The sequence below is a fragment of the Faecalibacterium sp. Marseille-Q4164 genome (genome assembly GCF_017377545.1).
Classification (GTDB): domain Bacteria; phylum Bacillota; class Clostridia; order Oscillospirales; family Ruminococcaceae; genus Faecalibacterium; species Faecalibacterium duncaniae.
In genome coordinates this window covers 375,246-396,647 of sequence record NZ_JAFREJ010000002.1, presented here as the reverse complement: position 1 = coordinate 396,647, position 21,402 = coordinate 375,246, and the positions used below count along the sequence as shown (strand labels likewise).

General features: G+C 59.4%; 16 protein-coding genes. 12 read left to right on the top strand and 4 right to left on the bottom strand.

The features are described from left to right. Positions 1 to 294: 294 nt before the first annotated feature. Positions 295 to 1,344 carry a hypothetical protein gene (locus J3352_RS05015; protein ID WP_097773699.1) on the bottom strand — a complete coding sequence of 350 codons (1,050 nt, stop codon included), beginning with the start codon at positions 1,342 to 1,344 and terminating at the stop codon, positions 295 to 297. 10 nt (positions 1,345 to 1,354) lie between these two features. Continuing rightward, complete coding sequence (locus J3352_RS05010) at positions 1,355 to 1,684, bottom strand: hypothetical protein (RefSeq protein ID WP_143405774.1); 330 nt, start codon at positions 1,682 to 1,684, stop codon at positions 1,355 to 1,357. Between the two features lie 184 nt (positions 1,685 to 1,868). Here J3352_RS05010 and J3352_RS05005 point away from each other — a divergent pair, with 184 nt between their 5' ends. From J3352_RS05005 to J3352_RS04980, 6 genes are all read left to right on the top strand, one after another. Next, positions 1,869 to 2,234, top strand: a complete 366-nt coding sequence (locus J3352_RS05005; RefSeq protein ID WP_179859190.1) for a helix-turn-helix domain-containing protein — start codon at positions 1,869 to 1,871, stop codon at positions 2,232 to 2,234. A gap of 259 nt (positions 2,235 to 2,493) precedes the next feature. After that, positions 2,494 to 3,339 carry a sulfide/dihydroorotate dehydrogenase-like FAD/NAD-binding protein gene (locus J3352_RS05000; protein ID WP_035393563.1) on the top strand — a complete coding sequence of 282 codons (846 nt, stop codon included), beginning with the start codon at positions 2,494 to 2,496 and terminating at the stop codon, positions 3,337 to 3,339. Between the two features lies 1 nt (position 3,340). Then, positions 3,341 to 4,735: an NADPH-dependent glutamate synthase gene (gene gltA, locus J3352_RS04995; RefSeq protein WP_097773696.1), complete on the top strand. Its 1,395-nt coding sequence runs from the start codon at positions 3,341 to 3,343 to the stop codon at positions 4,733 to 4,735. A gap of 292 nt (positions 4,736 to 5,027) precedes the next feature. Beyond that, positions 5,028 to 5,783: a DeoR/GlpR family DNA-binding transcription regulator gene (locus J3352_RS04990; RefSeq protein ID WP_156065277.1), complete on the top strand. Its 756-nt coding sequence runs from the start codon at positions 5,028 to 5,030 to the stop codon at positions 5,781 to 5,783. Continuing rightward, positions 5,780 to 6,685 (top strand): 1-phosphofructokinase, encoded by a 906-nt coding sequence (gene pfkB, locus J3352_RS04985; protein ID WP_156065279.1) that lies wholly within the window; start codon positions 5,780 to 5,782, stop codon positions 6,683 to 6,685. Before J3352_RS04990 ends, pfkB begins: the two co-directional genes overlap by 4 nt. A 169-nt stretch (positions 6,686 to 6,854) precedes the next feature. After that, positions 6,855 to 8,780 carry a fructose-specific PTS transporter subunit EIIC gene (locus tag J3352_RS04980; RefSeq protein WP_156065281.1) on the top strand — a complete coding sequence of 642 codons (1,926 nt, stop codon included), beginning with the start codon at positions 6,855 to 6,857 and terminating at the stop codon, positions 8,778 to 8,780. A gap of 82 nt (positions 8,781 to 8,862) precedes the next feature. Here the strand turns inward: J3352_RS04980 and J3352_RS04975 are convergent, their stop codons facing one another. Next, the gene (locus J3352_RS04975) at positions 8,863 to 9,273 is read right to left on the bottom strand and encodes an SseB family protein (RefSeq protein WP_181966840.1); all 411 of its coding nucleotides are present in this window, start codon (positions 9,271 to 9,273) and stop codon (positions 8,863 to 8,865) included. Between the two features lie 237 nt (positions 9,274 to 9,510). Between J3352_RS04975 and J3352_RS04970 the strand changes: the two genes are divergently transcribed. From J3352_RS04970 to J3352_RS04960, 3 genes are read left to right on the top strand one after another with little or no spacing between them, the layout of a single operon-like run. Continuing rightward, complete coding sequence (locus J3352_RS04970) at positions 9,511 to 10,935, top strand: extracellular solute-binding protein (protein ID WP_156065283.1); 1,425 nt, start codon at positions 9,511 to 9,513, stop codon at positions 10,933 to 10,935. Positions 10,936 to 10,973: 38 nt separating this feature from the next. Further along, positions 10,974 to 14,012, top strand: coding sequence for a bifunctional diguanylate cyclase/phosphodiesterase (locus tag J3352_RS04965; RefSeq protein ID WP_156065285.1), 3,039 nt, complete (start codon positions 10,974 to 10,976; stop codon positions 14,010 to 14,012). 59 nt (positions 14,013 to 14,071) lie between these two features. Beyond that, on the top strand, positions 14,072 to 16,585 hold the full coding sequence (locus J3352_RS04960) for an excinuclease ABC subunit UvrA (RefSeq protein WP_097773689.1): 2,514 nt from the start codon (positions 14,072 to 14,074) through the stop codon (positions 16,583 to 16,585). Between the two features lie 55 nt (positions 16,586 to 16,640). Here the strand turns inward: J3352_RS04960 and prfB are convergent, their stop codons facing one another. Next, positions 16,641 to 17,762, bottom strand: coding sequence for a peptide chain release factor 2 (prfB, locus tag J3352_RS04955; RefSeq protein ID WP_005930411.1), 1,122 nt, complete (start codon positions 17,760 to 17,762; stop codon positions 16,641 to 16,643). Positions 17,763 to 17,940: 178 nt separating this feature from the next. On the opposite strand from prfB, the gene J3352_RS04950 reads away from it, so the two are divergent. The 3 genes from J3352_RS04950 to J3352_RS04940 all read left to right on the top strand — a co-directional run bounded on the left by J3352_RS04950 (position 17,941) and on the right by J3352_RS04940 (position 21,386). Next, positions 17,941 to 18,924 carry an RING finger protein gene (locus J3352_RS04950; protein ID WP_156065287.1) on the top strand — a complete coding sequence of 328 codons (984 nt, stop codon included), beginning with the start codon at positions 17,941 to 17,943 and terminating at the stop codon, positions 18,922 to 18,924. Positions 18,925 to 18,964: 40 nt separating this feature from the next. Then, positions 18,965 to 19,840, top strand: a complete 876-nt coding sequence (locus J3352_RS04945; protein WP_035393570.1) for a UTP--glucose-1-phosphate uridylyltransferase — start codon at positions 18,965 to 18,967, stop codon at positions 19,838 to 19,840. Positions 19,841 to 20,009: 169 nt separating this feature from the next. After that, on the top strand, positions 20,010 to 21,386 hold the full coding sequence (locus J3352_RS04940; RefSeq protein WP_156065289.1) for an MATE family efflux transporter: 1,377 nt from the start codon (positions 20,010 to 20,012) through the stop codon (positions 21,384 to 21,386). The last annotated feature ends 16 nt before the right edge of the window (positions 21,387 to 21,402 follow it).

Here is a 21,402-nt window from a genome sequence, read left to right as displayed (position 1 = left end):
ACTCGCTACCTCCACCTTGGCAAGGTGGCGCTCTACCAGATGAGCTACGGCCGCACATTTCATGTGGTCTGCCGGGGTTTCGCTCCCGGCGACGTGGGTTATTATACCGCACGGCGGGGGCTTTGTCAACCATAAATTTTCAATTTCTGCAAGTTTTCTGGTTTTACACCAAATAACATCAAAAAATGAAGGCCGAGGTTATCCCCGGCCTTCGCGTCCAGCTTCAAGAAATCATTTTCCAAGACACACTTCTGGGCCTCTGCCGCAAATAAAATCGGCAGATATCCTTTACCCTTACTGCTTGGTCAGAATATAAGTTCCATTCACAGGTCTCGTTGCATCAGACATATTGATATCAGTCAGAACATAAGATTTGCCATCTTCGACTGTTCCGTTGGCGTATGTTCTTTGTGGGCAATGATCCGGAAAAACATAAATTCCAACTGTCATCGGATTGCTCCAGAAAGAGTCAAACGTGTCTTCACTGGAGTACTCTGCATATCTTGTTTTTTCAAAAACGATCTCTATCCCGTAATAATCCGATTTCCAATCTTCATATACCACAGAGACCGGAACCGGCGTTAATGTATCATATCCTCTGGAAATCATTCTAGAACTCCAGCCATATTGTGGCATTCGGAACTGCGCTTGATATTTCACATACGCTGTATCACCTTCAATATGGTCGATCACAAATTTGTAGGAATCTTCTCCATTCGAAGCGACCCAGGTTCCGCACAAATCATCTGTGATCTGAACCTTTACATCATCTTCATTTTGCCCGACCAGTTCCCATCCATCCAAAGTATACTGATAAAAAAGCTGGTAGCCTCTAGTCGCACTCATATACTGTGTATCCGAACAAAGCTGTACATCTACCGTTATGTCCTGTTCTAGCGCATTGCTATATCCACAATATCCTGGCGTCAGATAGTATCGCACATTTTCCTTTTCCTGCAAAAGTTGCGCTACATCAGAATCCACAATACCTTGCGGCAGTGATTCTTTCGGTAATACGGTTGTGTTCATTTCCTGCACACTGGTTACATCCCAGTCGCCATTCTGGCGACTGCCCACAACGGCATACGCCACTTCATAGGCAGAATCCGCATTTTCTGCCCGGACTTCTACGGTCACGCTCTCTGTTTTATAATTGCTGTCGTAGTTTCGGTCTTTTACAGAAAAATCTTTGAGTTCCAAACCGTATTCGCCGTAATTTCCATCCTCGTTCTGGATTGCCGTTTTTAGCAGATCATTCGGCATTTGTTTCGAACCGCTGCAAGATGTGCAAAAGCACAAAGCAATCAGCATCATGCTGATTTGTATAATTTTAAGCTTTTTCATAAATTTCCCCTCACTGTTTATAATAAGTGATATATTCGCCGTTATTGTCCACTACAATTTTATTTCCATTGATTGTGCATTTGAAGCTCGCCCATACCGCATTACCCCAATAAAAATAGAGCGTTCCATTTTTATATTCATAGGTGCAGGTAAAACTTCCGATATCGCAATATCCGTTTTCAAAAACAAATTCTTCCGGGAGCATATAAATGTATTGCGTAGATTGATCCGTCTTATATCTGCCTGAAAGCTTTGTTTCAGATTTTTTCCATGCCATAAGCCCCACCATCAGCACCAGCACAGCCGCCACAGCCACAATGATTTTCTTTTTTTGTTCCATGATATCTCTCCTTTGTTTGAGTTCATCAGACACCTGCCCGTTTTTTTCATTCTATCACACATTCGCAGCTCAATCAATATCATTTGATATTATTTTTGATATTTATAGAACATTGAACTGGCAATCATTCCTGTGTATCCTTAACTCAAGGATAATACTTTTTGATAGCAAGGGAGTGACGATTTTGAAAAGTTCAGCAATAGAACGTCAGGCACTTTCCTTGCAAGTAGGCCAGCGGATCCGCTCCATTCGCAAACAGCGCGGTCTGAGTCTCGAAGCATTAGCACTGAAATGTGATATGAATGCCGCCTTTTTGGGGCATATTGAACGTGGCCTGCGCTGCCCCACCCTTTATACTTTGGAACGCATCAGCACCGGCCTTGAAATCAACATTGTAGAATTATTTCTCGATAATAGTGTCACACTTTCAAACGCTGTTGCTGTTCAGCACTTTTCCGATGCCATCGCTTCCCTTTCGCCATCACAGGTTCAACAGATTCTGAGTATCGTTGACCATTCCATTGCTCTTACAAAAGCGTCTGAATCCTGACTTTTTTGATGAAAGCAAACCTCCATGTACAGCCGCAAAACTGCACATGGAGGTTTGCTTTCGTTTCTTTGTACAGGTAGATACCATTCTTTGTTTCAGCTTTGCGGCGGCAGACACAAAGAAAATTCGGTTGCGTTCCCTTCTTAAAGAGGTTATAATAAACTTGTCAAAAAGTTGCACAAAAACACGTCTGCTGTGCCGCGCGGGCGGGCAGACGTGTTTTTGTGCCGAGATTTTGCCAGAAAAAGGAGCAACCGCAATGTACAAGATCACTGAAAAGGTCGCGCTGAACCCCACCGTGACAAAGATGGTCATTGAAGCCCCGCTCATTGCCAAAAAGGCAAAGCCGGGCCAGTTCATCATTGTGCGCCCGTTTGAGGACAGCGAGCGTATCCCCCTGACCGTGGCCGGTTACGACCGCGAAAAGGGCACTGTGGATATCATTTTCCAGATCGTGGGCGGCACCACCATGGAGCTGAACAGCCTGAACGCAGGCGACAGCGTCCATGACTTTGTGGGCCCCTTGGGCCGCGCCACCGAGACCGAGGGCCTGAAAAAGGTCTGTGTTGTCGGCGGCGGCGTGGGCTGCGCCATCGCCCTGCCCATTGCCAAGGAGCTGCACGACCAGGGCTGCACCGTCCACAGCGTCATCGGCTTCCGCAATAAGGATCTGCTCATCCTCGAGGACGAGTTCAACGCCTGCAGTGACGAGCTGCGCATTATGACCGATGACGGCAGCTACGGCACCAAGGGTGTGGTCACTGCCGCTCTGGACGAGCTGGTAGCCGCCGGTAACCAGTATGATCTGGTCATCACCATCGGCCCGCTGATTATGATGAAATTCGTTGTCAAGACCTGCCAGAAGCACGGGCTGAAGAGCATCGTCTCCATGAACCCCATTATGATCGACGGCACCGGCATGTGCGGCGGCTGCCGCCTGACCGTGGGCGGCGAGACCAAGTTTGCCTGCGTGGACGGCCCTGACTTTGACGGTGACCTCGTCGATTTCGACGAAGCCATGGCCCGCGGCACCATGTACCGCCCCTTTGAGGCAAAGGCCCGCGAGAAGGCCTGCAATCTGTTCAAGACTGAGGAGGCAAAGTAAGATGGCTTTCAATATGGATCCCAAAAAGTGCCCCATGCCCACCCAGGACCCCAACGTCCGCAACAAGAACTTTGAGGAAGTTGCACTGGGCTATACCGAAGAGATGGCCGTGAACGAGGCAAAGCGCTGCATCCACTGCAAGAACAAGCCCTGCCAGACCGGCTGCCCCGTGGGCATCGATATCCCCGAGTTCATCGGTCATGTGGCCGAGGGCGACTTTGAAGCCGCCTATCAGGTCATTGCCCGCTCCTCCTCCCTGCCCGCCGTCTGCGGCCGTGTCTGCCCCCAGGAGAGCCAGTGCGAGGGCAAGTGCACCCGCGGCATCAAGAACGAGCCCGTGGGCATCGGCCGTCTGGAGCGCTTTGTGGCCGACTGGCACCGTGAAAACGTCCACACCGCCCCCATCGTGCCCGCATGGAACGGCCACAAGGTCGCCATCATCGGCGCTGGCCCTGCCGGTCTGACCGCCGCAGGCGACCTGGCCAAGCTGGGTTATAAGGTCACCGTTTACGAGGCCCTGCATGTGGCCGGCGGCGTGCTGATGTACGGCATCCCCGAGTTCCGTCTGCCCAAGGCCATCGTGCAGCAGGAGATCGACGGCCTGAAGAAGATGGGCGTGGATTTTGAGTGCAACATGGTCATTGGCAAGGTGCTGACCATCGACGAGCTGATGGACGAGTACGGCTACGAGGCCGTGTTCGTTGGCTCCGGTGCCGGTCTGCCCCGCTTCATGGGCATCCCCGGCGAGAGCCTGAAGGGCGTGTACTCTGCCAACGAGTTCCTGACCCGCTCCAACCTGATGAAGGCCTACCTGCCCACCAGCAAGACCCCCATCCGCACTGGCAAAAAGGTGGCCGTTGTGGGCGGCGGCAACGTGGCCATGGATGCTGCCCGCAGCGCCCTGCGTCTGGGTGCCGAGACCGTGTACATCGTCTACCGCCGCGGCATGGCCGAGCTGCCTGCCCGTAAGGAGGAGGTCGAGCACGCCGAGGAAGAGGGCATCATCTTCAAGACCCTGTGCAACCCCGTGGAGATCCACGCCAACGACGAGGGCTTCGTCAAGTCCATCACCTGCATTGAGATGGAGCTGGGTGAGCCCGATGCTTCCGGCCGCCGCCGTCCCATTGAAAAGAAGGGCAGCGAGTTTGAGCTGGAGGTGGATACCGTGATCATGAGCCTGGGCACCAGCCCCAACCCCCTGATCCGCTCCACCACCCCCGGTCTGGAGACCAACAAGCACGGCTGCATCGTCACCGAGGGCGACGAGGGCAAGACCAGCCGTGAGGGCGTGTACGCCGGCGGCGATGCCGTGACCGGTGCTGCCACCGTCATCAAGGCCATGGGTGCCGGTAAGGCAGCCGCCAAGGCCATGGACGAGTACATCCAGAATAAGTAACCGTGCTTCCTGGCTTCCCTATTCGGGAAGCTCCGCAAGGCGCTGGCACAGCCAGACCGAAGCGGTGAGAGATTCAGCCGACATTCCATTGTGGAGTGTCGGCTTTTTTGTTGTTGTATCCCACTTCTTATGCATCCTGCCCAAAAAACAGAGCAATATTTTGTCACTCAAACTTGGCGGGATTTGATTGATTTTGACTGAGATTTTGCTATAATAAGGGGGCAAGGCGGTCAGAACCCGCCAACGTCAATCAAAATCAATCATATGAATCGAACAAGGGGGAATGTTCCCGATGCTGGCAGAAGAACGATTCAGCCTGATTTTGGATCTGCTGGCCCGCCAGCGCACTGCCACCGTGCAGGAGCTGTGCGAGGCGCTGAGCGCCAGCGAGTCCACCATCCGGCGCGATCTGAACGAGCTGGGCAAGCAGGGCAAACTGAACAAGGTGCACGGCGGGGCCACCCTGCCGGACAGCCCCTTCCGCACCGATGAGCCTACCATGGCCGCCAAGGAAGAGCTGGCCGTCAGTCAGAAGCAGAGCATCGCTCAGGCGGCGGCAGAACTGATCCTGCCGGAAGATTTCATCTATCTGGATGCAGGCTCCAGCACGCTGGCTCTGGCACGGGCGCTGAGCGGCCCGGCCCTGAACGCCAGCTATGTGACCAACGGCGTGGCCCACGCCCGCCTGCTGGCCCAGAAAGGCTGCCGTGTGTTCCTGCCCGGCGGGCTGCTGCGGCCCCAGACCGAGGCCATCATCGGGGCGGCTGCGCTGACTGCCATCCAGCAGTACAATTTCACCAAAGCCTTCATGGGAGCCAATGGCGTGGCGCTGGGTTCCGGCTTTACCACCCCAGACCCCGAGGAGGCCGCTGTCAAGGCTGCGGCTCTCCACCGGGCGCGGGAGGCGTGGTTCCTGGTGGACGACACCAAATTCGCGCAGGTCTACCCCGCCGTCATCTGTGATCTGCACAGCGGTGCCATCCTGACGAACAAGTGCCCCAACCCCAAATACCGGCAATACACTCTGATAAAGGAGACCGAGGTATGATCTACACTGTTACATTCAATCCTGCCATCGATTATGTCGTCCGTCTCGACAGGCCCCTTGAGGTGGGCGAAGTGAACCGCGCCGCCGGGGAGGACTGCGTGCTGGGCGGCAAGGGCATCAATGTTTCCGGCGTGCTCCGGGAGCTGGGCTGTAAGAGCGTGGCTCTGGGCTTTGTGGCCGGTGAGACCGGTGCCTGGCTGGAGCGTGGTCTGGCCGCGCAGGGGCTCCGGACCGATTTCATCCATCTGGCCGAGGGCATGACCCGCATCAACGTCAAGATCAAGGCAGGCACCGAGACGGAGCTGAACGGCGCAGGCCCCAGCATCCCGGAAAGCGCCATGCAGCAGCTGGAAGCCCAGCTGGACACCCTGCAGCCTGACGACATCCTCATTCTGGCGGGCAGCATCCCCAAGAGCCTTTCCCAGAGCACCTACGAGCGGCTGCTGGCAGGGCTGGAGGGCCACGGCGTGCGGGCCGTGGTGGATGCCACCCAGGATCTGCTGGTCAACGTCCTCCCCTATCACCCCTTCCTGATCAAGCCCAACGATCACGAGCTGGGCGAGATCGTGGGCCGGGAGCTGAAAACGGACGAAGAGATCACCGCCGCCGCCCGCGCTCTGCAGGAAAAGGGTGCCCGAAACGTGCTGGTGAGCATGGCCGGGAACGGCGCTCTGCTGGTGGATGAGCACGGCGAGGTGCACCGCATCGGCTGCCCCAAAGGCAAGGTCGTGAACAGCGTGGGCGCAGGCGACAGCATGGTGGCCGGTTTTGTGGCAGGTTATCTGCAAAGCGGCAGCTATGAGCAGGCCCTCAGGCTGGGCACCGCCTGCGGCAGTGCCACCGCGTTCAGCCTTGGGCTGGCAACGAAAGAAAAGATCGAAGAATTGTTTGGTCAAATTTAAGGCAGCTCACCCTCTCCGTCATTGCTGACGCAATGCCACCTCCCCCAAAGTGGGAGGTCTTGACAGTCATTGCTATGTTGATGGTTTTGCCAAGGGCTCTCCCTTCGGGAGAGCTGGACGCGAAGCGGCCTGAGAGGGTGAGGACGCTACGAGAGAAAGGAGAACCCTTATGCGCATTACGGAATTATTCACCGCAAAGTCCATCGAGCTGGATTCTGCGGCCTCCAACCGGGACGAGATCCTCTCCCGGCTGGTAGAACTGCAGGCCACCCACGGCAACATCACCGACACAGAAGCCTACAAGAAGGCGCTCTACGCCCGGGAGGATGAGGCCTCCACCTACGTGGACAACGGCATCACCGTTCCCCACGCCAAGACGAATGTGGTCACCCGGCCCAGCCTGGCCGCCCTGCGTCTGAGCACCCCGGTGCAGTACAACGCCGAGGATGACGGCAAGACCGACCTGCTCTTTGCCATTGCAGCCCCCGAAAACGGCAGCCTGCATGTGGATATGCTGGCCCGCATGATGCAGATGCTGATGAACGAGGACTTTGTGGAAAAGCTGAAGGCCGCCAGGACCCCCGCCGAATTCCTTGCCCTCATCGACGCACAGGAGGAGGCCCAGTTCGGTGAGGAGAGCTTCACCCAGCAGGTCATCCCCCAGAGCGGCTACCGCATTCTGGCCGTGACCGCCTGCCCCAACGGCATTGCCCACACCTACATGGCCGCCGAGGCGCTGGCCAAGGCCGGTGACAAGCTGGACCTGCCCACCAAGGTGGAGACCAACGGCTCCGATGGTGCCAAGAACGTGCTGACCCGCGCCGAGATCGCAGCCTGTGACGGCATCATCGTGGCTGCAGACAAAAATGTGGAGACTGCCCGCTTTGACGGCAAGCCCGTGCTGTTTGCCCGGGTGGATGACGGCATCCACAAGCCCGAGGAGCTGCTGAAAAAGGTAGCCCACTGTGAAGTTCCCGTGTATCACGCCAAGGGCGGTGCCGCCGCTGCCGAGGAGGAGACCTCCGGCGACAGCTTTGGCCGCAAGGTGTACAAGGACCTGATGAACGGCGTGTCTCACATGCTGCCCTTTGTGGTGGGCGGCGGCATTATGATCGCGCTGGCCTTCCTGCTGGACGATTACACCATCGACCCCTCCAACTTCGGCATGAACACCCCCATCGCCGCCTTCTTCAAGACGGTGGGCAGCGCCGCCTTTGGCTACATGCTTCCCATTCTGGCAGGCTTCATCGCCATGTCCATCGCCGACCGTCCCGGCCTGGCCGTGGGCTTTGCGGGCGGCGTGCTGGCCATGAACGGCACCAACTTTGTAGGCCTTGCCAACGGTGAGACCACCGGCATCTCCGGCGGCTTCCTGGCCGCTCTGCTGGCCGGTTTCGTAGCCGGTTATGTGGTCGAGTTTCTGAAGAAGATCACCGAAAAGCTCCCCGCCAGCCTGAACGGCATCCGCCCCATGCTGATCTACCCGCTGGGCGGCATCCTCATCATCGGTGCCGTGATGTGCGGCATCAACCCGGTCATGGGCATGATCAACACCGCCATGACCAACTGCCTCAACGCCATGGGCGGCACTTCCAAGGTCCTGCTGGGTGCCATCGTTGCCGGTATGATGAGCATTGACATGGGCGGCCCCTTCAACAAGGCTGCCTACGTCTTTGGCACTGCCGCACTGGCCTCCGGCAACTACGAGGTCATGGCTGCTGTCATGGTGGGCGGCATGGTTCCTCCCATCGCGATCGCCCTCTCCACCACCTTCTGCCCCAAGAAGTGGACCCCTGACGAGCGCCGCAACGGCATCGTGAACTACATCATGGGCCTGTGCTTCGTCACCGAGGGTGCCATCCCCTACGCCGCCACCGACCCGCTGCGCGTCCTGCCCAGCTGTGTGGCCGGTGCCGCGCTGGCCGGTGCCCTCTCCATGACCTTCGGCTGCGCCCTGCGCGCTCCTCACGGCGGCATCTTCGTGTTCCCCGTGGTCGATCATGCCCTGCTCTACTGCGTGGCTCTGGCCGCTGGCAGCGTGATGGGTGCCGTGATCCTGAGCCTGCTCAAGAAGGACCGCACCGACGCAGCCTGATCTGCCATTCTCCTTCTTCCTTTACCATATAAAAAGGGCCCGTCTGCGCGCACCAAAATGCGGCAGGCGGGCCCTTTCGTGCTTATCCCTTGATGATCCGGAGCAGGGTCTTGTCCAGCTGGATGGTGCGGTTCCAGGGGTTCAGAATGATGCCCTGGATCTCCGGCACCTGCAGTGCGGCATCCAACAGCTTTTCAAACTCCACCAGAAAGGTGGACTGCACCGCTTCCGCGCCCTTCATCTCCTCTTCAAAGCTGGTAAAGGCATACCACCAGCTGGCCCCATCGGCCGTGCGGAGGGCCCGCAGCTGCATCTGCTCACTGGCCGGGTTCGGCTCCACCGCCACCACGACCTGTCCGTTTTCCCGCATCCGCCGCCGGATCACGGTCAGGGTATGCGCCAGCTGCTCCTGTGTAGGCTCCTGCTGTAACTGGCAGACTGCCTGTTCGATCTTTTCGTTGCCGTTCAGGCCCTCGTCCTTCTTCTGTGCCATAAGCTCTCCCATTCTTTTTGTTGTATTTTATGCTTGTATTATATCCGGACTTTACGAAAAATGGAAGCACAGGCCAGAGATTCTTTCTTTTTTCGTCTGCTTTCGGGTGTTTTTTCAAAAATCAGTAGCCCCCGCCCCGAAAAAGTGTTACAATGTCTTCGTCTGGTATCATTTCAGAAACGACAGGACGCACCGCTTTTCCGTGAGCCGTTTTGTCGGAATGGGAGAGATAAGGTAATGAAACGAATCCTTCGTTCTGCCGTCAGTCTGCTGCTGTGCGCCGCCGTGGCGCTGGGCGGCACTGCCTGCGGCCGAAGCAAGCTGCCCACCACCATCACAATCTGGACCTATTACAACGGCGATCAGCTGGAATGCTTCAACCAGCTGGTGGAGCAGTTCAACTCCACCGTGGGCAAAGAGAAGAACATCCGGGTCGAAAGCTCCAGTCAGGGCAGCGTGAACGACCTGGAGACCAGCGTGCTGGCCGCCGCCGAGGGCAAGGTGGGTGCCGAGAAGCTGCCCAACATCGTCTCCTCCTACGCAGACACCGCCTTTACGCTGGATCAAATGGGCCTTGCCGTTGACCTGAGCCCCTACCTGACCGAAAAAGAGAAGTCTGCCTATATCGCCGGGTTTCTCGAAGAGGGCGACCTGATGAACAACGGGGAGCTCAAGGTCTTTCCCATAGCAAAATCCACTGAGCTGCTCTACCTGAACACCACCGATTTTGCCCCCTTTGCCGAGGCCACAGGCGTGACCTATGCGGATCTTTCCACCGTGGAGGGGCTGAACGAGGCCGCACACAAATACTACGACTGGACCGATGCCCAGACGGCTGCGCCCAACGACGGCAAGGCCCTGTATGGCCGCGACGCGCTGACCAATTACCTGCTCTGCGGCGCACAGGAACTGGGTACGACCATCTTTGATGCCGAGAACGGCGTGATGACCCTGCACTTTGACAAGCCGACCCTCCGCAAGCTGTGGGATAACTACTATGTCCCCTACATCAAGGGCTGGTGCAGTGCCAGCGGCAAGTTCCGCAGCGACGATATCAAGATCGGCAGCCTGCTGGCCTATGTCGGTTCCTCCTCCAGCGCTTCCTTCTTCCCCACCCAGGTGCTGACCAGCGACACCGAGAGCCACGGCATCGAGATGGCCGCGCTGCCCTGCCCCAGCTTTGCAGGCTGTGAGCCGGTGGCCGTCCAGCAGGGGGCCGGCATGGTAGTCATCCCGGGCACCGAGGACGAGATCAGCGCCTGCGTTGCCTTCCTGAAATGGTTCACCCAGCCGGAAAACAACCTGCAGTTCTCGGTGCAGTCCGGCTATATGCCCGTGACCTATGCCGCCAACAGCATATCTGCCCTTGAGAACAGCGGCCTGACGGTCTCCGAGAGTATCCGCAAGGTGCTGAGCCTGTCCATTGATACCGTCGATCGCAGCAAGCTCTACACCACCCATGCCTTCCCGGATGCCCTGCGCGCCCGCAATACCCTGCAGTACGCGCTGGAGGATCGTGTCACTGCCGACCGTGCCACGGTGCTGGAGCGGCTGGCTGCCGGGCAGACCCCCGAGGAAGCCGAAGCCGAGTTCCTGACCGATGCCTATTTTGATGCCTGGTACGACCAGACTCTGGCCGCTCTCAGCGCCTTTGCGGGCTGAGATGCCCTTGGAACAACCACAAAAGGAGAGACTCTCAGATGCAGAACCGCAAGCCGCACAGTCAGAAGGCCCCTCAGACGGGCCATTCTATCTTCGGCACCATCCTTTTCTCCCTGCTGGCTGTGCTGGCGGTGGAGTTCCTGCTGCTGACCTTTGCCGTCCACGTCACCCGGCTTGGCCCCCAGCTGAACCAGAACGCCGAGGATATCCTTGCCATGCAGGTGGACAACCGCAGCCGGTATCTTCAGTCCATCTTCCACGATGCACAGGAGCTGACCAGCCTTTCCGATGCCATCAATGGCCTGACCCAGCAGCTTCTGGACGAGGGAGAGATCAGCCTGAGCACGCTGGACAGCAGCAGCGACGCGGCCTATCCCCTGCTGGAAGCCGCCGCGCCGGAGCTCATCAGCACCCTGCGCATCAAGTCGGTGACCGGCGTGTTCCTTATCCTGAACACCCATGATCTGGACAAGCGGAAGCAGGACAGCCTCATGCCCGCCATCTACCTGCGGGATCTCGACCCGGATGCCGCTCCCTCCCAGCGCAACGCCGACCTGACCTTTGTGCGGGCACCGGCCCAGCTGGTGCAGTCCCTCTCCATTGCCACGGACAACAGCTGGGCTCCCACCATCCGCTACCGGGCACTGGGAAACCGTGGCTTCCTTTATCCCCCTTTCCAGGCCGCCTATAAAGACGGAGCCAGCCTTGCCGCCTCCGATTATGGCCACTGGACCTCACAATCCTATCTGGTGCCCGGGGACACCCACGAGGCCATTGCCTACAGCCAGCCCCTGATTCTGCCGGACGGCACCGTTTACGGCGTGATCGGCGTGGAATTGCTGGCCGACTACCTGTGGGAGAACCTGCCCTGCTCTGAGCTGCAGAACAACGGCACCTATTTCCTTGCCGTGACCGATACGGAGGAGCTCTCTTCCTCTGAACTGCAGCTGCGTCCGGTGCTCCGTTCCCACTGCGACGGGCAGCCGGGTTCTGCGGACGAAAGCCTTACGCTGCGCCTCCACAGTGCCCATACCCGCCGCTACCTCTTCAGCAATGCCCTCTACATTGCTTCGGTCTCCCCCTTGAACCTCTACAGCCGGAACGCCCCTTTCTCGGGCAAGCACTGGCTTCTCGTGGGCTCCGTTCCCGCGGTGCAGCTCTTTGCTTTCGCCCAGCGGCTGAAGCAGCTGTTCTCCTTCATCATTCTGATCACGCTGGCCGTTGGTTTTGTTTGCAGCTGGCTGGTCAGCAGGCGGCTGGCCCGGCCCGTTGCCAAGCTCTCGGCCGAGGTAGCCGCTGCCGAAGCGGATTCCTCCGCCATCCCGCATCTGTCCGCCACCGGCATCCGGGAGCTGGATCAGTTCTCCTCCGCCTTTACCCAGCTGAGCAAAGACGTGCTGGACTCCTCCACCCGCTTTTTGCGCATTATGAAATTGGCCAGTGCGGAGCTGGGCGGCTATGAGCTGCGCGATGACAGCGTTTATGTGACCGACAACTTCTTCTCCATGCTGGGCCTTGCGCAGGAGCAGCCCGATCCGCTCACGCCAAAGGCTTTCCGCGCCCTGATGGGCACACTGGAGCAGCGGTGGTTCTACCGCCTGTCCCCGGCCAACAACAAGGTCTTTGCCATCCCCCAGCCCGACGGCAGCACCCACTACATCACCCTGCGCATCACCCATATCCTGGGCGAAAGCGTCTCCGAGGTGGGTCTTGCTGAGGATATGACCATCACGGTGCTGGAGCAGCAGCGCATTGAGCACGAGCGCGATTACGACACCCTGACCGGCCTGTACCGCCGCCGTGCCTTTGACCGCGCCTGTGAAGCGCTGTTCCAGCAGCCCGAAAAGCTGGGCTGTGCCGCCCTGCTGATGATGGATCTGGACAACCTCAAGCAGATCAACGACACCTACGGCCACGACTGGGGCGACCAATACATCCGCCAGACCGGCCAGTGCTTTGCGGCCAATACGCCCGCCAACACCATCTGCTCCCGCCTTTCAGGCGATGAATTCCTGATCTTCTTCTATGGCTATCAGGATCAGGCACAGCTCCGCACCCAGCTGGAGCTGCTGAGTGCCGCCCTGCAGCGCAGCGTGTCCATCCTGCCCAACGGCAAGCAGCTGCACATCAGCATCTCGGGCGGCATCGCCTGGTACCCCACGGACGGCCACGACCTGCTCACCTTGAAAAAATATGCCGACTTTGCCATGTATCAGGTCAAGCATTCCCACAAGGGCCGCATGTGTGATTTTGATATCGGCAGCTACCATCAGGAGGCATACGCCGCCCAGACCCAGCAGGACTTTGAGCGCCTGCTGCAGGAAGAATCCGTATCCTACCACTTCCAGCCCATCTACTCTGCCCGCAGCGGCCGGGTCGCAGCCTACGAGGCCCTCATGCGGGTCGATCTGCCTACCCTGCACTCCCCCGCTCAGGTCATGCAGCTGGCCCATGAGACAGGCCGCCTGTATGAGATCGAGCGGATCACCGTGTTCCATTCCAGCGAGATCTTCCAGCGCATGCAGGTACAGGGCCTGCTCCAGAGCGATGCCCTGCTCTTCATCAACTCCATCGCCAATGTCAGCCTGACGGTTGAGGATGTGGAGGAATATGCTCAGCGCTACCCCGAGCTGCTTAAGCGGCTGGTGGTGGAGATCACCGAACAGGAAGATCTGGACCGCGCATGTCTGGAACGGAAGCGGAACGTTCCGGGCTTCTCCGGCTCCTTTGCGCTGGATGACTACGGCAGCGGCTACAGCAACGAATTGAACCTGCTGGAGCTCTCGCCCCGGTATATCAAGATCGACATTTCCATTGTGCGCGGGATCGATACCGACCGTGATAAGCAGCAGATCGTCTCCAACATTGTGGCTTACGCCCACGCCCGCAGTATGCAGCTCATCGCCGAGGGCATTGAGACCGAGGCCCAGCTGCGCACCGTCATCGGTCTGGGCGTGGACCTGCTGCAGGGCTACTACCTCAGCCGCCCCGCCGCAGTACCCGCCCCCATTGCCTCGGAAGCGCAGGCGGTGATCGACCAGCTCGAACACCAGCGGTTCAATGCTCTCGGTTTATGATCTTTCCGGCTCCCCTGTGGGGGAGCCTTTTGTGACCCCATTCAGAGAAAGGAGACACGATGAACCACGAATCCAGTTCCGCTCTCCCCGCCGCCATCCGGGTGCGGGGCGCGCGGGTGCACAACCTGAAAAACATCGACGTAGATGTGCCGCTCCACAAGATCGTCGGCATTGCGGGCGTGTCCGGCTCCGGCAAGTCCTCGCTGGCGCTGGGGGTCCTCTACGCCGAGGGCTCCCGCCGCTATCTGGAGGCCCTTTCCACCTATACCCGCCGCCGGATGACCCAGGCCGAAAAGGCGCAGGTGGACGAGATCCGCTATGTTCCCGCCGCACTGGCCCTCCACCAGCGGCCCGGCGTGCCCGGAATGCGCTCCACCTTTGGCACCATGACCGAGCTTTTGAACAGCCTGCGCCTGATGTTCTCCCGGCTGTCCCACTACCCCTGCCCCAGCTGCGGCTGCATGGTGCCGCCCAGCCTGAACATTGCGGCCGAGATCCCGCTCTACTGCCCCCGGTGCGGCGCACAGGTGCCGGTGCTGGGCGCGGAGCAGTTTGCCTTTAACAGCACCGGAGCCTGCCCAGACTGCGAGGGCACCGGCATCGTGCGGGTGGTGGACGAATCCACTCTGGTGCCGGACGAGAGCCTTTCCATCAACGAGGGCGCGGTGCTGCCCTGGCAGACCCTGATGTGGTCGCTGATGAAGGAGATCGCCGAAAAGATGGGCGTGCGCACCAACGTTCCCTTCCGGGAGCTGACCCCGGAAGAGCGCGACATGGTGTTCCACGGCCCCGCCAAAAAAGTGCACCTGCTCTACCAGAACAGCAAGACCGGCGCGGCCGGCGAAATGGATTTCACCTACTTCAACGCCGTTTATACCGTGGAGAACGCCCTTGCCAAGGTGACGGATGAAAAGGGCATGAAGCGGGTGGAGCGGTTCCTGAAGCAGGGCCCCTGCCCCGCGTGCGGCGGCTCCCGCCTGAACGCCGCGGCCCGGGCTCCCCGGCTGCGGGGCATCGGGCTGGCCGATGCCTGCCGCATGACGCTGGACACGCTGGTGCAGTGGGTGGAGGGGGTACCTGCCTCCCTGCCCGTGGAGATGCGCCCCATGGCTGAAAGCATCTGCGAGTCCTTTCAGGCCACCGCCGCCCGCCTGCTGGATCTGGGGCTGGGCTACCTCTCCCTTGACCGGGAGGCCGCCACCCTTTCCACAGGGGAGCGCCAGCGGGTGCAGCTGGCCCGCTCGGTGCGCAACCGCACCACCGGTGTGCTCTATGTGCTGGACGAACCCTCCATCGGCCTGCACCCCTCCAACATCGAGGGCCTGCGGGGCGTGATGCACGATCTGATCGCGGACGGTAACTCCATTGTGCTGGTGGATCACGACACCGAGATCCTGCGGGATGCCGACTGGCTCATTGAGATGGGCCCCGGTGCCGGTGAAAACGGCGGCACCATCCTGACACAGGGCACTGTGGAGCAGGTGGCCCAAAGCCCGGCTTCCCGCATCGGGCCCTTCCTTGCCGACCTGCACACCCTCTCAGCCCGCACCCGCACCCCGGAGGCGGAGCTCTTTGCGCTGGGCACCATCACCCTGCGCACCCGGGCCATCCACACCGTCAAGCCATTGGAAGTCCGGCTGCCCAAGGGGCGGCTCATTGCGGTGACCGGCGTGTCCGGTTCCGGCAAGACCACGCTGGTGCTGGAAAGCCTGATCCCCGCGCTGGAGGCCGCCGCCAAGGGCGAAGCTCTGCCCGCCCATGTGGAAAGCATCACTGCACCGGGCATTGCGCAGGTCAAGCTCATTGACGCAACGCCCATCGGCATCAATGTTCGGTCTACGGTGGCCACCTATGCCAATGTCCACGATGAGCTGCGCAAGATCTACGCCCGCTCTCCCCTTGCCAGGGAGAAGGGCTACAAGGCGGGCGATTTTTCCTACAACACGGGCCGCCTGCGCTGCCCCGGCTGCGACGGTACCGGCACCATCAGCCTGGACATCCAGTTCCTGCCGGATGTGGAGATCACCTGCCCGGATTGCGGCGGCTCCCGCTACCAGAAGGATGCCGCCGCCCTCTACCGCACCCGGAAGGACGGCGCCCAGGCCGAGAGCCTGCCCCGCCTGATGGAGATGAGCGTGGACGAAGCCCTTGCCGCTTGTTCCGACCTCAAGCTGGTGGCCAGCCGGCTGCAGACCCTTTCCAGCCTGGGGCTGGGCTACCTGACTTTGGGCGAGGCCACGCCCAGCCTTTCGGGCGGGGAGGCCCAGCGGCTCAAGCTCGCCAGCGAGATGGGCAAAGGGCAGGCTGACACCGTGTTTGTATTCGACGAGCCCACCATCGGCCTGCACCCGCTGGATGTGCGTACCCTGCTCGGCGTGTTCCAGCGTCTCATTGACAGCGGGGCTACTGTGGTGGTCATTGAGCACGATCTGGATGTGATCCGCAACGCCGACTATCTCGTGGACCTTGGCCCCGGCGGCGGCGAGAGCGGCGGACGCATCGTGGCCTGCGGCACACCGGAGCAGGTGGCCGCCGATCCCGCCAGCATCACCGGAAAATATCTGCACCTGTAACCAAAAGAGGGACCCCGCCCAACGGCGAGGTCCCTCTGACATTTTATGATAAATTTTAGGTATCCTGCAGTTCCCCGCGGCTGGCGGCCTTGAGGTAAGCAAAGATAAAGCCGTCCAGATCACCATCCATCACGGCATCGACATTGCCGGTCTCGTAGTTGGTACGGTGATCCTTGACCATGGTGTAGGGCATGAACACATAGCTGCGGATCTGGTGGCCCCAGGCGATCTCATTCTGCACGCCCTTGATGTCGTCGATCTTGTCCATATGCTGCTGCTTTGCGATCTGATACAGCTTTGCCTTCAGCATTTCCATGGCGTAGTCACGGTTCTGGAACTGGCTGCGCTGGGTCTGGCAGCTGACCACGACGCCGGTGGGCTTGTGGATCAGACGGACAGCGGAAGAGGTCTTGTTGATGTGCTGGCCGCCGGCACCGGAGGAGCGGAACACCTGCATCTCGATGTCCTCAGGGCGGATGTCCACCTGAATGGTGTTGTCCAGCTCAGGCATCACTTCCAGAGAGGCAAAGCTGGTCTGGCGGCGGGCGTTGGCATCAAAAGGAGACACGCGGACCAGACGGTGCACGCCGTTCTCGCTTTTCAGCAGACCGTAGGCGTTGGCACCCTTGACCATCATGGAAGCGCTCTTCATGCCGGCTTCGTCGCCGTCCTGATAATCCAGCACCTCCACGGTCATGCCGTGTGCCTGTGCCCACTTGTTGTACATGCGGTAGAGCATCTCGGCCCAGTCCTGTGCCTCGGTGCCGCCGGTACCGGCGTGGAAGGTCAGGATGGCGTTGCTGTGGTCGTACTCACCGTTCAGCATGGTCATCAGCTGCAGCTCGTCCACGGCCTTGCCCACAGCGTTCACGGCTTCCTCTGCCTCGGGCACCATATCGGGGTCGTACTCCTCGTCCAGCATCACCAGCATGGTCTCGGCATCATCGTACAGGCCCTGCAGTTTTTCAAAGCGGTTCAGCTTGCCCTTCAGGTCGCCCACTTCATCAAAGACCTTCTTGCTCAGCTCAGCGTCATCGTAAAAGCCAGGACGGCTCATGGTGTGCTCCAGCTCCTGCACGCGCTTGCGGGAAGCGTCGATGGCCAGCGCTTCCTCCAGGTCCTTCACAGCGGTGCCGTAATCGGCCAGTTGCACTTTCAGTTCGTCAGTAGTAATCATATTTTAAGAATCCCTCAAAAGATACAGTTTATACACAGATACTTCATTAGTATACCCAGAATCCATGATAAAGTAAAGAGGAAAAATACTCAACCTACTGGAATTTTGAAGATTTTTGCCTTTTCTTTTCTCTTTTAAGGGAGTATAATAAGTTCAACTAGCATACCGGGAGGATCTTATGCCCAAATATTATGGCTGCCCCTGTGAGGGCTGCGGCAAGCCGCTGACACTGCAGGACGATATCGTTGTCTGCCCCGACTGCGGCGCGCCTTATCACCGCGATTGTTATGAAAAGCTCGGCCGCTGCATCCATGCCCCGGCCCACGCCGCCGGATACGAGTGGAAGTTCCCTTATCAGGAAAGTGAGCTGTGCACCTGCCCTGCCTGCGGCGAGCGCACCCTGCGCAGTGAATCCGTCTGCCGCTGCTGCGGTGCGGCCCTGCCCCCGGAGGGGGCACAGGAACCCACAGACCGTGCCGATTCGGACGAGCACAGCGAGGAGTTTGATTACTCCACCTTTTACCGCCAGTTCCAGGAGACCGGAGCCCCGCAGGTAGACCCGCTGCGCCAAACCTATCAGGCGGCTTTTGGCAAGGAAGAGGTCATGGACGGCATCCCCTGCAAGGACTGGGCGGATTTCATCGGCCCGGCTTCCCCTGCCTACCTGAGCGCCTACTGCCGGATGCAGCTGTCCCACACCAAGACTTCCATGAGCTTTTCGGCCATGCTGTTCGGCCCATTCTATTTCTTCTACCGCAAGGCGTGGAAGCCCGCGTTCGCCTTTCTGGCCGCCGAGCTGGTGCTGGCCCTGCCCACCTTCATTGACCTTTTGCAGATCACGGACAGCAGCCTGGCCCCGGGGCTTTCCACCTCCACCCTGCTCACCCTTTCCCGGGTCTGCTCGGTGCTCAGCTTTCTGCTGATGATCGTGCGCGGCCTGTATGGCAAGTGGCTCTACCGCCAGAGTGCCGCCGAGAAGATCCGCCGCATCCGTGCGGAGTTTCCGGACGCGGCACAGCGCAAAGCCGTGCTCTGCGCTCAGGGCGGCACCAGCTGGGCCGCCGTGCTCGGCTGTCTGGTCCTGCTCATGGTCATCGGCAGCGCGTTCACCCTGCTGCTTGGCCCCAATGTGGATGCCCTGATCCATCTGGTCTACGGCTGAGCGTTCAGCCTGAAATGATATGATGAAGGAGTTCCGAACCATGAAAAAAGTTACGAAGGCTGTCATCCCTGCCGCCGGTCTGGGCACCCGTGTGCTGCCCGCCACCAAGGCCATGCCCAAGGGGATGCTCCCCATCGTGGATAAGCCCGCCATCCAGTATCTGGTGGAGGAAGCCGTCAAGTCCGGCATCACGGACATTCTGATCATTCTGGGCCGCAACCAGAGCATCATCGAGGATCACTTTGACCGCAGCCCCGAGCTGGAAGAAAAGCTGGCCGCCCCCGGCAAGGAAAAGATGCTGGAGGAGTGCCTGGGCATCTCGAACCTTGCCAACATCTTCTTTGTGCGCCAGAAGCAGACGCTGGGCCTGGGCCACGCCGTGAGCATGGCAAAGGCTTTTACCGGTGACGACCCGTTCGTGGTCATCTACGGCGACGACGTGATCTGGGGCGAGGACCCTGTCTGCGCCCAGCTCATCCGCGCCTATGAGGAGTTCGGCCGCCCGGCTGCTGGTGTCTCCGCTGTGCCCTGGGCCGATGTGAGCCGCTACTGCAGCCTGAAGACCACCCCCATCCACGACAACTATTTCTTTGTGGATGACATGATCGAGAAGCCCAAGAAGGGCCAGGAGTTCAGCAACTACTCCATTCTGGGCCGTGTGCTGCTGACCCCTGAGATCTACGATATCCTCGCCCACACCAAACCCGGTGCAGGCGGCGAGATCCAGCTGACCGATGCCATGGCCGAGTATGCCCGCAACTGCGGCGGCATGACCGCTGTGGAGTTCACCGGCACCCACTACGACATGGGCAACAAGCTCCGCGTGGTGGAGGCTCAGGTGGAGCTGGCATTGCAGCACCCCGAGATCGGCGAGGCTTTCCGTGCCTACCTGAAGGAGTTCTGCAAAACCCTGTAATATTCCGCTTCTTTTCCATGACCCAAGACCGCTCTGCCGCCGGGCAGGGCGGTCTTTTGCTGCAATAACCCCGGCAAGGAATTGGTTGATACAAAACAGTTCCTGCGGTATACTGGGCGTGAATGTTTTTTATGTAAAGATCGTGTCAAAGAGAAAGCGAGGTTTTTTCATGGCAAATGCCGACCGCAGCGCGGAGCAGTTCCGCAAAATGACGGAGACCCCCATCCCGAAATTGATCCTGAGTCTGGCGGCTCCCACGATATTGAGCATGCTCATCACCAGCATCTACAATCTGGCCGACACCTTTTTTGTGGGCCAGATCTCCACCAGCGCATCCGGTGCGGTGGGCATTGTTTCCAGCCTGATGGCCATTATCCAGGCGCTGGGCTTTATGCTGGGCCACGGCTCCGGCAGCATCATCAGCCGCAGCCTGGGCAGCCAGAACACCGATGCCGCCACCCGGTTTGCTTCCACCAGCTTCTTCACAGCGCTGGTGTTTGGCGGCATCATCACAGCGGCGGGCCTGCTCACCCTGCCCGATTTTATGATGCTGCTGGGCAGCACCGAGACCATCCTGCCCCATGCCTGTGCCTACGCGCGGTACATCCTGCTGGCCGCTCCCATTATGATGTCCAGTCTGGTGATGAACAATATCCTGCGCTATGAGGGCAAGGCCAGCTTTGCCATGATCGGCCTGGTCACCGGCGGCCTGCTGAACATTGCGCTGGACCCGCTGTTCATCTTTGGGCTGGGCATGGGCACCGCCGGTGCGGGCCTTGCCACGGCTCTAAGCCAGACCATCAGCTTCTGCATCCTGCTGTCCATGTTCCTGCGGGGCAAAACGGTCAGCCAGTTCCGGATCACGGCAGTCACCCACAGCCCGGCGGAGTTCGGCACCATCCTGATGACCGGTATGCCCAGCTTTGGCCGTCAGGGCCTGAACAGCATTGGCGGAATGCTGCTGAACATCGCCGCCCGCGGCTATGGCGACGCTGCCGTGGCCGGTATGAGCATCGTTTCCCGCATCTTCATGTTCATCATCTCGGTGGCCATCGGCACCGGTCAGGGTTTTCAGCCGGTGGCAGGCTTCAACTATGGTGCCAAAAAGTACCACCGGGTGCAGCAGGCCTGCCTGTTCACCATGGCAGCCAGCTTCTGCTTCCTCTCTGTCATTCTTACCGTCTGCTGGTTCAATGCCGAGACCCTCATCCGCCTTTTCCGCGATGATCCCGAAGTCACCGCCGTTGCCCTGCCCGCCTTCCGCTACCAGTGCTTTGCCATGCTGCTGCAGCCCGTGATCGTGGCGGGCAACATGCTGTTCCAGTCCATCGGCAAATCGGGCCGGGCCACCTTTCTGGCCTGCTGCCGTCAGGGCGTGTTTTTTATCCCACTCATCCTCACCCTGCCCCGGGTCTTTGGGCTGCTGGGTGTTGAGATCTGCCAGCCCATCGCCGATGTGCTGACCTTCTTTGTCACCGTGCCCTTCCTCTTCCCCTTCCTGCGTCAGCTGGTGCGGATGGACGAAGCCGAGGCTGCCGAGGTCTGAGTGAACCCTGTAACAA